Here is a 10,881-nt window from a genome sequence, read left to right on the forward strand (position 1 = left end):
CGTGCGTTACCGACGTCGCCGCCGGATCCGCCGGGCCCTGGACGAGGGCCGGGCCCTGGAAACCGCCCTCGACGTGCTGGTCGGCGAGCTGCGGGTGGGCGCGCACCCGGTGCACGCGTTCCATGTCGCCGCCACGGAAACCACGGAAACCATTGAAACCATCGGGGCGGTCGGCACGTCGTTGCGGGCGGTTGCGGCGCGGGCCCGATTGGGCGCGGACGTCACGGCCGGGCTGCGGGCCGCGGCGGGATCGTCGACGCTGCCCGCGCAGTGGGATCGGCTCGCGGTGTGCTGGCAGCTGGCCAGCGACCAGGGGCTGGCGATCACCACCCTGATGCGCGCCGCCCAGCGCGATATCGCCGAGCGGCAACGCTTTTCGGCTCGGGTGGCCTCGGGCATGGCCGGGGCGCGTGCCACGGCGACGATACTGGCGGCCCTGCCGGCGCTCGGTGTGTTGTTGGGTCAATTGATCGGGGCGCGACCGCTGAGCTTTCTGCTGGGCGGGCACGCCGGGGGCTGGCTGCTGGTGATCGGTTCGATGCTGTCCTGTGGGGGGTTGCTGTGGTCGGACCGCATCACGGATCGGGTCGGCGCATGACTACCGCACTGCTGCTCGCCGCTGCGCTGTGGATCGGCCCCGGCCCCTCGGCGGTCCGGGCGCGTGCCGGAATCCGGGCTCGCGGCCAATTTCGGGGGAGGTCGCCGCGCCGCGGCCCGGACCCGCTTGCGGTCGCCTCCAGCCTCGACGTACTGGCCGTATGCCTGGAAGCCGGCATGGCGGTCTCGACGGCAGCGGCCGCGACCGCCCCGTCCGCACCGCCGAGGCTGGCCGGGGTGTTGCGCCGGGCCGCGGACATGTTGGCGCTGGGCGCCGATCCCGCTGTGGCATGGGCGGTTCCGCCGACCGGGTCGGTCGATCCGCAGATCGACGCCCTGCTGCGGCTGGCGCGGCGTTCGGCCGCGTCGGGCGCGGCGCTGGCCCGCGGGGTCGCCGAGTTGGCCGATCAATCCCGTCACGAGGCCGCGCACGCGGCGACCGCGGCCGCCGAGCGGGCCGGGGTGCTGATCGCCGGGCCGCTCGGGCTCTGTTTCTTGCCGGCGTTCGTCTGCCTGGGCATCGTCCCGGTGGTCGCGGGGCTGGCCGGTGACGTCTTGCAATCGGGCCTGCTGTGAAAGGAAGGGAAGGCATTGATGGTCAACAAGTTTCGCGCGCTCCTGGCGCGGGTGGCCGTGCTGGCGACCGACGAGTCGGGGATGTCTACGGTCGAATACGCCATCGGCACGATCGCCGCGGCCGCGTTCGGCGCGATCCTCTACACCGTGGTCACCGGCGACTCGATTGTTTCGGCGCTGACGAACATCATCGGTCGCGCGCTCAACACCAAGGTCTAGCGAGCTGTGCGGGCGCGAGCACCGTGGAGGCGGCGCTGGCGATCGCCACGCTGGTCGTGGTGTTGGTGCTGTGCCTGGCCGGGGTCACCGCGGTGTCGATGCAGGTGCGCTGCGTCGATGCCGCCCGCGAGGCGGCCCGGCTGGCCGCGCGCGGCGACGAGGGTTCGGCCCTCGAGGCCGCCCGCCGGATCGCGCCCGTGGGGTCGCGGGTCCAGGTGCGCCGCGACGGCGATTTCCTGGTGGCCACCGTGGTGGCGCACTCGAAACTGTTGCCCTCGCTGGACATTGCCGCCCGAGCTATCTCGGCGGCCGAGCCAAGCCGATGATCGCGGCGCAGCGACGGTACTCGCCGCCGCGATGGTGGGGGTGCTGCTCTTGGTCGCCGGGACGGGCGCGTATGTCGGCTCCGTGGTGGTGGCGCGTCACCGGGCGCAGACCGCGGCGGACCTGGCCGCCTTGGCCGCGGCGGCCGGGCTTCCCTCCGGGACTGCGGCCGCGTGCGCCCGCGCGACGGTGGTGGCGCGCGGGATGCGGGTCGACGACGCGCGGTGTGCGGTCGACGACCTCGACGTCGTCGTGACCGTCGAGGTCCGTGTCGCGTTCGCCGGCACGGCGCGGGCCGCCGCGCGGGCGGGGCCCGTCGGCACAGGCTAGGCCGTCTCGCCCGGTTTCGTCGGGAGCCCCGCGGCGGAGACTTCCTCGTCGGTCGGCAACCGCAGCGCGACCAGTCCGGCGAACGTCTCTGGTTCGAGTTCCACCCTGTTGACCGTGACGTGCACGGGCACCCAGTCGTCGTCGTGGCCCCGCATGCGCAGCACCCGGCTCGTCGGGCCATCGACGAATTCCTTTGTCATGGAGGACTTCAGGTGCTCGTCGTCCGGATGGACCTTCGGCCGGTCCGTCTTGCTCCCGCGCCAGTCGTAGAACGGGCACGGCTCGTCGAGCCATTTGAGCAGCGCCCAGCTGTCCAGGTCGACGAGCGCCCGGTGGACTCCGGCCTGGGCCAGCCCGTTGAGGATCCGTTGCGCGAGATCGTCCGTGGACACCATCGGGCCCTTGAGTACCGAGCGCCAGTTCATCGCCCGGGCGATCAGGTGGTCGCGGCCGTCCGGCCCTGGCTCCACGGCGGTGCGGGCGACGAAGCCGATCCGGATGGGATTGCCCTGCCAATCGGTGACATCCCAAGTGCTGCAGATTGTTTGGTCGGGCTTGGCCCGAACCGCCATCGCGAGCACCTTGGTCTCGTTCGGGTTGAGCTCCCGCGAGGGAAGGTCTTCGGCGAAGGCGCGGCCGAAGGTCACCTCGACGTCGGGATTCTTGCCGCTGTTGGTCAGCGATTGCCGGGTATCGGTGGCCACGCCGAGGGTGAGGTCCCACTTCAGCGGGCCCGGGATCGGCCGTTCGGACGGTTCTGCGTCGGCCGGCCCGGTCCACACGTGCACCCCGTGGATCTGGCCGTCGGACATCACCACCGGCTCCGTGCGGATGACGCGGTCGCGCTTGGTGGTGATGCTGGTCAGGCTCTGGCCGGTCTGCACCGACTCGGCGATCGCGGTCCGGACGGCCGCGAGATGCGGGCTGCGGCGCAGGAACGTCGTGATCGGGATGAGGTTTTTGAGTTGGCGACCCTGCGCGACGACGGCGGGTTCGCCGCCCAACGTCTCCACGAGCAACCAGTCGTGGGCCATGGGCGCATTTTACGGCGGTGCGGACGGCCGTCTGTGCTGGTGCCGGACCGTGCCGTCTTGATTGTGAACGGATCGCGTTTTCGCCCGTTGGTCGCCCCGCGCGGTGGTACGTTGAAGTTTCTTCAGCAGTGAGGAATGGCGCCCATCACGACGCATGTTCGTGGAGGTCGACCGTTGAGGGGTCGGTCGCCGTCCCGGTGTTGGCTGCCATAAATCGCCGTCTGACTTCGTACGCTGCCGTCTCTTGTAGCTGCCCGGCGCCACTGCTCGGCATCGCGTCGCGTCGCCGGCGTCCCCTCCGGCTCTACTACTCGGCGTGTTTGCCACTTAACTGCGCGAGCACTAAACGCAACACCGTCACGGCGCCTGCCTTGTCCAGTGGGTCGTTGCCATTGCCGCATTTGGGGGACTGGACGCACGACGGGCATCCGCTCGGGCATTCGCACGCCTCGATCGCCGCGGCCGTCGCGCCCAGCCAGGTGCGGGCCCGGCGGAAGCCGCGCTCGGCGAATCCCGCCCCGCCCGGGTAGCCGTCGTAGACGAAGACGGTCGGCAGCCCGTCGGGACCGATCGCGGTGGAGAGGCCGCCGATGTCATCGCGGTCGCAGCTGGCCACCAGGGGCAGCAGGCCGATCGCCGCGTGCTCGGCGGCGTGCAGCGACCCGGGGACACGAGGGGCCTCAATGCCGTTGCGCATCAAGGCATCCGGCGCGATCGTGTACATGGCGGCGGTGGTGGGCAGCACGTGTTCGGGCATGTCGAGTTCGATGAAGTCGATCACCTCCCCGGACAACCGGCGACGCAGGTAGCCCACCACCCGGTGGGTGACCCGGACCGGCACCAAACCCAGGGTGACCGGCCCGAAGGCCGACCGCTCGCCGCTGCCGGTGACCACGATGTCGGTGAGTTCGCGCGCGAACGTCGCATAGCCGGGATCCTCGGCGTGCACGAACGCGATCCCGTCCTCAATGTCCAGGGAGTCGACGACATAGGTCTCGCCCTGATGCAGATACACCGCCCCGGGATGCACGGTGGCCGGGGCCCGATCCACGCCGGTGCTGCCCAGCAACCGCCCGGTGTCGGCCTCGACGATGACGATCTGGCCGCCGGCCGAGCCGCGGATGTCCACCGCCCCGTGCGGTTGTATCCCGGCCGCGGGGAAGTACTTCGCGTTGCGCCGCCGCAGCAGCCCGTCGTCCACCAGGCCCTGGGCCACCTCGACGGCGCCGAACTCCCGGATCTCGGTCTCGTCCAGCGGCATTTCAGTTGCGGCGCAAAGGAGTTGGGGACCCAGGATATAGGGGTTGGCGGGATCGATGACGACCCGCTCGACCGGCTTGTCCAGCAGCGCGGCCGGGTGGTGGACCAGGTAGGTGTCCAGTGGGTCGTCGCGGGCGATCAGCACGACCAGGGCGCCCTGGCCCCGTCGGCCCGACCGCCCGGCCTGCTGCCAGAACGAGGCGACCGTCCCCGGAAATCCGGCGAGCACCACCGCGTCCAGCCCGGCGATGTCGACGCCGAGCTCCAGCGCGTTCGTGGTGGCCAGGCCGCGCAGCCGCCCCTCGGCCAGGGCACGCTCCAGCGCGGTGCGGTCCTCGGCGAGATAGCCGGCCCGATACGACGCCACCTTCGACGACAGGTCCGGGGCGACGTCCTCGAGCCGCGCCCGCGCGCCCAGGGCGGTCAATTCGGCGGCGCGGCGCGACCGGACGAATGTCAGCGTCTGCGCACCCTCGGCGATCAAGTCGGCCATCACCCGCGCCGCCTCGGCGCCGGCGGACCGGCGCACCGGCGCACCGTTCTCGCCGGTCAGGTCGGCCCGCAACGCGGGCTCCCACAGCGCCACGGTCCGCGCGCCCTGCGGCGAACCGTCCTCGGTCACCTCCGCGACCGGACGGCCGATGAGCTCGGCGGCCGTCGCGCCCGGCGAATCGGTGGTCGCGCTGGCGAAGACGACGGTCGGGTTAGCGGAGTAGCGCTCGCACAGCCGCAGTAGCCGGCGCAGGACCATCGCCACATTCGAGCCGAAAACCCCACGGTAGTAATGGCATTCGTCGACGATCACGAAGCGAAGGCCGCGCAACAGCACGGCCCAGCGGGCATGGTTGCGCAGGATCGACAGATGGATCATGTCCGGGTTGGAAAACAGCCATCGCGAGCGTTCGCGCGCGAAGCGTCGCACCTCGGCGGGGCTGTCGCCGTCGTAGGCGGTGGGCGCGACGTCACGCAGCCGGGGAACGGCCGCGGTCAGCGCGTGCGCGGTGCGCAACTGGTCGTGGCCCAGCGCCTTGGTCGGCGACAGGTAGAGCACCCGGGCCCGCGGGTCCGTCGCCAGTGCGTTGAGGACGGGAAGCTGATAGGCCAACGACTTGCCCGACGCGGTGCCGGTGCTGATCACCACATGGCGTCCGGCGTGGGCCAGTTCGGCGGCCTGGAACTGGTGTGACCACGGCGCCTCTACGCCCCGCTCGGCGAACGCGCGCACGACGTCGGGCTCGGCCCACTCCGGCCAGCCGTGCGGCCGGCCGGTGCGCGCGGGCAGCTCGGCGACATGCCGCAGCGGACGCTCACCCGCCGCCGTTCCGGCGAGCGCGACGGCCAGCAGGTCGGCGCCGAAACTCGCCACGTGGCACCCTCCAAGCATCCGACTAAGAATCCGTTAAGACGCAAGTCTGTCGCGGACGCGACGAACATGGTTGACTGATTGCGGTCGCAGCTTCTGTGTTCGTGTAAAACTTTCGCAGGAACAACGTTGCGGCCGCGGTTCCTGCGAGGTTATCGGTCGGGTGAAGTTCCGGCGACTACGCGAGGCATGGCGGTCGCAGCTGGCCCGGGGCATCGAAAGGCGGTGCCCCGCACCCATAAGAAAAGGAAAGATCGAGAGATGCCACAGGGAACTGTGAAGTGGTTCAACGCGGAGAAGGGCTTCGGGTTCATTGCGCCCGAAGACGGTTCCGCAGATGTTTTTGTCCACTACACGGAGATCCAGGGTTCGGGCTTCCGCACCCTTGAAGAAAACCAGAAGGTCGAGTTCGAGATCGGCCACAGCCCTAAGGGCCCCCAGGCCACCGGAGTCCGCTCCGTCTGAGACGAGCAGCTTCTCCGAGGAAACCCCCCGCGCAACTCCGCCCAGCGGAACTCGCCGGGGGGTTTTCGCTTTCCGTTTAGAGCGCCTGAAGGCGTGGACGGCCGACCTGGCCTACTGTCGTTGGCGTGAGCCAGCTTTCCTTCTTCACAGCGGAGTCGGTGCCGCCCGCGGTCGCCGATCTCTCGGGGGTGCTGGCGTGCTCCGGTCAGATCGTCGTGGTCGGCGCCCCGTCCAAGGGCGAGGTGCAGGGCGCGCGGCTCTCGGTCGTCGTGGACCAGCCGTGGCGGGCCAGTGCGCTCGCCGACATGATCCGCGAGGCGGGCCTGGCGCCCGAGATCGGCCGCACCGACGAGGACACCCCCCTGGTGAGGACTGCCGTGACCCCCGCGTTGGTCACGCTGGCCGCCGAATGGACCCGCGGCGCGGTCAAGACGGTGCCCCCGCGGTGGCTGCCGGGGCCGCGGGAGCTGCGGGCCTGGACGCTGGCGGCCGGCAACCCGGAGGGCGAGCACTATCTGCTCGGGCTGGATCCGCACGCGCCCGACACCCATTCCCCGCTGGCGTCGGCGCTGATGCGCGTCGGAATCGCGCCCACCCTGATCGGCACGCGCGGCGGCCGGCCGGCGCTGCGCATCAGCGGCCGTCGCAGGCTATCGCGCCTGGTAGAGAACGTGGGGGAACCGCCGGACCCCGCCGAGGCGTTGCCGCTGTGGCCGCGGGTCTAGCCGGGCATTAGGACCCCTTTTTGGGCAGGCCGGTTTGCGCAGGCCCGCCCGAGGGTGCGAAATTGTCAGGTGCCCTGCAAGCGAAGGAACGCTGCCGCGCCTGATTTCACCGGAATTTCGGACGCTGGCCTGTCATTCTTCCTGCAGGGCGGTCTCGCAAGGGGGGCCGAGATAAGAGATGGAGCGTAAGCGCAGTTGGCTGACCCGAAGCTAAAGGACCGCGTCAGCGGCGGAAATGGGATCCGTAGGCGACTCGTGATCGTCGAGTCGCCGACGAAGGCGCGCAAACTGGCCGGCTACCTGGGTTCCAGCTACATCGTCGAATCCTCCCGAGGCCACATCCGCGACCTGCCCCGCGCGGCGGCCGACGTGCCCGCGAAGTTCAAGTCCGAGCCGTGGGCCAGGCTCGGAGTCAACGTCGACGCCGACTTCGAGCCGCTCTACATCATCAGCCCGGAGAAGAAGAGCACGGTCAGCGAGCTGAAGGGCCTGCTCAAGGACGTCGACGAGCTCTACCTGGCCACGGATGGTGACCGCGAGGGCGAGGCCATCGCCTGGCACCTGCTGGAGACTCTCAAGCCGAACATCCCGGTCAAGCGGATGGTGTTCCACGAGATCACCGAACCGGCGATCCTGGAGGCCGCCGAAAACCCCCGCGACCTGGACATCGACCTGGTCGACGCGCAGGAGACGCGCCGCATCCTGGACCGGCTGTACGGCTACGAGGTCAGCCCGGTGCTGTGGAAGAAGGTGGCGCCCAAGCTGTCGGCCGGCCGCGTGCAGTCGGTGGCCACCCGCATCATCGTGCAGCGCGAGCGCGACCGCATGGCGTTCCGCAGCGCGTCGTACTGGGACATCGTCGCCCAGCTGGACGCCAGCGTCTCCGACCCGCAGGCCCAGCCGCCCACCTTCACCGCGCGGCTGTCGGGCGTGGACGGCCTGCGCGTCGCCACCGGCCGCGACTTCGACTCGCTGGGCCAGCTCCGCAAGGCCGATGAGGTCGTGATCCTGGACGAGGCCGCCGCGACGGAGCTGGCCACCGGGCTGCGGGGCGCGCAGCTGTCGGTGACCTCGGTCGAGGAGAAGCCCTACACCCGTCGCCCGTACGCGCCGTTCATGACGTCGACGCTGCAGCAGGAGGCCGGCCGCAAGTTGCGGTTCTCCTCCGAGCGCACGATGAGCATCGCGCAGCGCCTCTATGAGAACGGCTACATCACTTATATGCGCACCGACTCGACGACGCTGTCGCAGTCGGCGATCAACGCGGCGCGCAACCAGGCGCGCCAGCTCTACGGCGAGGAGTACGTCTCGCCGTCGCCGCGCCAGTACACCCGCAAGGTCAAGAACGCCCAGGAGGCGCACGAGGCGATCCGGCCCGCCGGGGAAACCTTCGCGACCCCCGACGCGGTGCGGCGCGAGCTCGACGGCGACGAGTTCCGGCTCTACGAGCTGATCTGGCAGCGCACGGTGGCCTCGCAGATGTCCGACGCGCGCGGCACCACGCTGAGCCTGCGGATCGGCGGCAGGTCTAAAGAACGTGACGTGATTTTCTCCGCGACCGGGCGGACCATCACGTTCGCCGGCTTCCTCAAGGCCTACGTGGAAACGGTCGACGAGCTGGCCGGCGGCGAGGCCGACGACGCCGAGCGGCGGCTGCCCCGCCTGACCGAGGGGCAGCGGCTGGAGGCCCTCGAGCTCACCCCCGACGGCCACGCCACCAACCCGCCCGCCCGCTACACCGAGGCCTCGCTGGTCAAGGCGCTCGAGGAGCTGGGCATCGGCCGGCCGTCGACGTACTCCTCGATCATCAAGACCATTCAGGACCGCGGCTACGTGTACAAGAAGGGCAGCGCCCTGGTGCCCTCGTGGGTCGCGTTCGCCGTCACCGGCCTGCTGGAGCAGCACTTCGGCCGGCTGGTCGACTACGGGTTCACCGCGGCGATGGAAGACGAGCTCGACGCGATCGCGTCGGGCAACGAGCAGCGCACCACGTGGCTCAACAACTTCTACTTCGGCGGTGATCACGGCGTGCCGGAGTCGATAGCCCGCTCCGGTGGCCTGAAGAAGCTCGTCGGCGTCAACCTCGAGGGCATCGACGCGCGAGAAGTCAACTCCATCAAGGTCTTTGACGACGCGGAGGGCCGGCCCGTCTACGTCCGCGTGGGCAAGAACGGCCCCTACCTGGAACGCATCGTGACGGGCGAGGACGGCGAGCCCACCCCGCAGCGGGCCAACCTCAACGACTCGCTGACCCCCGACGAGCTGACGCTGGAGGTGGCCGAGGAGCTCTTCGCCACCCCGCAGGAGGGCCGCGTCCTGGGGATCGATCCGGAAACCGGTCACGAGATCGTCGCCAAGGACGGCCGGTACGGGCCGTATGTGACCGAGGTCCTGCCCTCGCAGCCCGACGAGGACGAGGGGGGTGCCCCCGCGAAGAAGGGCAAAAAGCCCACCGGCCCGAAACCCCGCACCGGCTCGCTGCTGCGCAGCATGGACCTGCAGACGGTCACCCTCGAGGACGCGCTGAAGCTGCTGTCCCTGCCCCGGGTGGTCGGCACCGACCCGGAATCCGGCGAGCCGATCACCGCACAGAACGGGCGCTACGGCCCATACCTCAAGCGGGGCAACGACTCTCGCTCGCTGGCGACCGAGGACCAGATCTTCGACATCACGCTCGAAGAGGCGCTGAAGATCTACGCCGAACCCAAACGCCGTGGCAGGCAAGGCGCTTCGGCGCCGCCACTGCGCGAGCTGGGCACCGACCCGGCGTCGGGCAAGCCGATGGTGATCAAGGACGGCCGCTTCGGCCCGTACGTCACCGACGGCGAGACCAACGCCAGCCTGCGCAAGGGCGACGACGTGCTGTCGATCACCGACGAGCGCGCCGCCGAGCTGCTGGCCGACCGGCGGGCCCGCGGCCCGGCCAAGCGGCCCGCGAAGAAGTCCGCCCGCAAGGCCCCGGCGAAGCGGGCGACCAAGCGCTAGCCGCGCACGTCGCTCGAGACCTCTTCTTCCACAACGTCTTCCGGCGTGGCCAGCTTCACCGGCCGGGCCAGCTGAGTCGGTGCCGCGCGGCCGCGCAACTCGACGACCTCGCCCACGTCCCAGCACAACGCTTCGGCGTCCAACGCGCCGCTGACCGCGATCGCCGACGCGAGCACGTGCCCGGCCTCCAGCTTGGCCAGCTCGGTGAGCCGCGCGGCCTCGTTGACCGGGTCGCCGATCACCGTGTACTCGAAGCGGGCCTGCGCGCCGATGTGGCCGGCGATGGCCCGGCCGGCCGACACCCCGATCCCGAACTCGGCGTAACCGATCACCGGGAGGAGCTCGTCGTGCAGCTCGCGCGCGGCGGCGAGCGCGCCGCCGGAGGAGTCGGGGTGCTCGATGGGCGCCCCGAAGATGGCCAGCGCCGCGTCGCCCTGGAACTTGTTGACGAACCCGCCGTGCTTGCCGACGGTGTCGACCACCACCCGGAAGAACTCGTTGAGCAGGTGGACGACCTCGGCCGGCGGCCGGGTGGCGGCCAGCTTGGTGGAGCCGACCAGGTCCACGAACAGCACCGCGACGTCGCGCTCCTGGCCGCCCAATTCGGTGCCGCGCTCCAGAGCCCGGCGGGCCACGTCCTCGCCGACGTAGCGGCCGAACAGGTCGCGCAGCCGCTGCCGCTCGGACAGGTCACGCACCATGTCGTTGAAGCCGGCCTGCAGCAGGCCCAGCTCGCTGGCGTCGTAGATCTGCATGTGCGCGTTGTAGTTTCCGCGCTGCACCTCAGATAACGCCCAGCGCAGCTGGCGCAGCGGGTCGGCGATCGACATGGCCACCAGCAGCGTGCTGACCAGCCCGATGCCCAGCGCCGCCAACGCCAGCAACAGGATCGGGTTGAACAGCTTCTCGGGCGTCGCGTGCAGCAGCGAGGCCTTGTCGGCCACCACCGCCAGCACGATCGCCAACAGCGGCACCGCGGTGGACAGCATCCAGCTGCAGGACC

General features: G+C 70.4%; 11 protein-coding genes. 8 read left to right on the top strand and 3 right to left on the bottom strand.

All coding sequences use genetic code 11. The annotated features are described in order from the left end of the window. The 5 genes from A5706_RS21340 to A5706_RS34475 all read left to right on the top strand — a co-directional run. Window positions 1-598 (top strand): type II secretion system F family protein (locus A5706_RS21340; protein ID WP_068134934.1); only part of this gene is annotated, 598 nt, incomplete at its 5' end. After that, the gene (locus A5706_RS21345; protein ID WP_156767263.1) at window positions 595-1,173 is read left to right on the top strand and encodes a type II secretion system F family protein; all 579 of its coding nucleotides are present in this window, start codon (window positions 595-597) and stop codon (window positions 1,171-1,173) included. The genes A5706_RS21340 and A5706_RS21345, both read left to right, overlap by 4 nt. An 18-nt stretch (window positions 1,174-1,191) precedes the next feature. Next, entirely contained in the window at window positions 1,192-1,392 is a 201-nt protein-coding gene (locus A5706_RS21350; RefSeq protein WP_068134937.1) for a DUF4244 domain-containing protein, read from the top strand. Between the two features lie 23 nt (window positions 1,393-1,415). Beyond that, window positions 1,416-1,718: a TadE family type IV pilus minor pilin gene (locus tag A5706_RS34470; RefSeq protein ID WP_231985371.1), complete on the top strand. Its 303-nt coding sequence runs from the start codon at window positions 1,416-1,418 to the stop codon at window positions 1,716-1,718. Window positions 1,719-1,749: 31 nt separating this feature from the next. Beyond that, on the top strand, window positions 1,750-2,046 hold the full coding sequence (locus A5706_RS34475; RefSeq protein WP_068134939.1) for an Rv3654c family TadE-like protein: 297 nt from the start codon (window positions 1,750-1,752) through the stop codon (window positions 2,044-2,046). Here the strand turns inward: A5706_RS34475 and A5706_RS21365 are convergent. Continuing rightward, entirely contained in the window at window positions 2,043-3,080 is a 1,038-nt protein-coding gene (locus A5706_RS21365) for a PAS domain-containing protein (protein ID WP_068134941.1), read from the bottom strand. The two genes, A5706_RS34475 and A5706_RS21365, sit on opposite strands and share 4 nt — an antisense overlap. Window positions 3,081-3,387: 307 nt before the next feature. Next, complete coding sequence (locus tag A5706_RS21370; RefSeq protein ID WP_068134943.1) at window positions 3,388-5,706, bottom strand: DEAD/DEAH box helicase; 2,319 nt, start codon at window positions 5,704-5,706, stop codon at window positions 3,388-3,390. Between the two features lie 258 nt (window positions 5,707-5,964). Here A5706_RS21370 and cspA point away from each other — a divergent pair, with 258 nt between their 5' ends. From cspA to topA, 3 genes are all read left to right on the top strand, one after another. Beyond that, window positions 5,965-6,168 carry a cold shock protein CspA gene (gene cspA / locus A5706_RS21375; RefSeq protein ID WP_007166602.1) on the top strand — a complete coding sequence of 68 codons (204 nt, stop codon included), beginning with the start codon at window positions 5,965-5,967 and terminating at the stop codon, window positions 6,166-6,168. Between the two features lie 125 nt (window positions 6,169-6,293). Continuing rightward, entirely contained in the window at window positions 6,294-6,893 is a 600-nt protein-coding gene (locus A5706_RS21380) for a hypothetical protein (RefSeq protein ID WP_068134945.1), read from the top strand. A gap of 195 nt (window positions 6,894-7,088) precedes the next feature. Next, a complete protein-coding gene (topA, locus tag A5706_RS21385; RefSeq protein WP_068134954.1) occupies window positions 7,089-9,878 on the top strand; it encodes a type I DNA topoisomerase in 2,790 nt (929 codons plus the stop codon). Here the strand turns inward: topA and A5706_RS21390 are convergent. Beyond that, a partial coding sequence (locus tag A5706_RS21390; protein ID WP_156767264.1) for an adenylate/guanylate cyclase domain-containing protein occupies window positions 9,875-10,881 on the bottom strand: 1,007 nt, incomplete at its 5' end. The genes topA and A5706_RS21390 overlap by 4 nt on opposite strands.

It is taken from the genome of Mycobacterium sp. E796 (genome assembly GCF_001672815.1).
Classification (GTDB): Bacteria; Actinomycetota; Actinomycetes; order Mycobacteriales; family Mycobacteriaceae; genus Mycobacterium.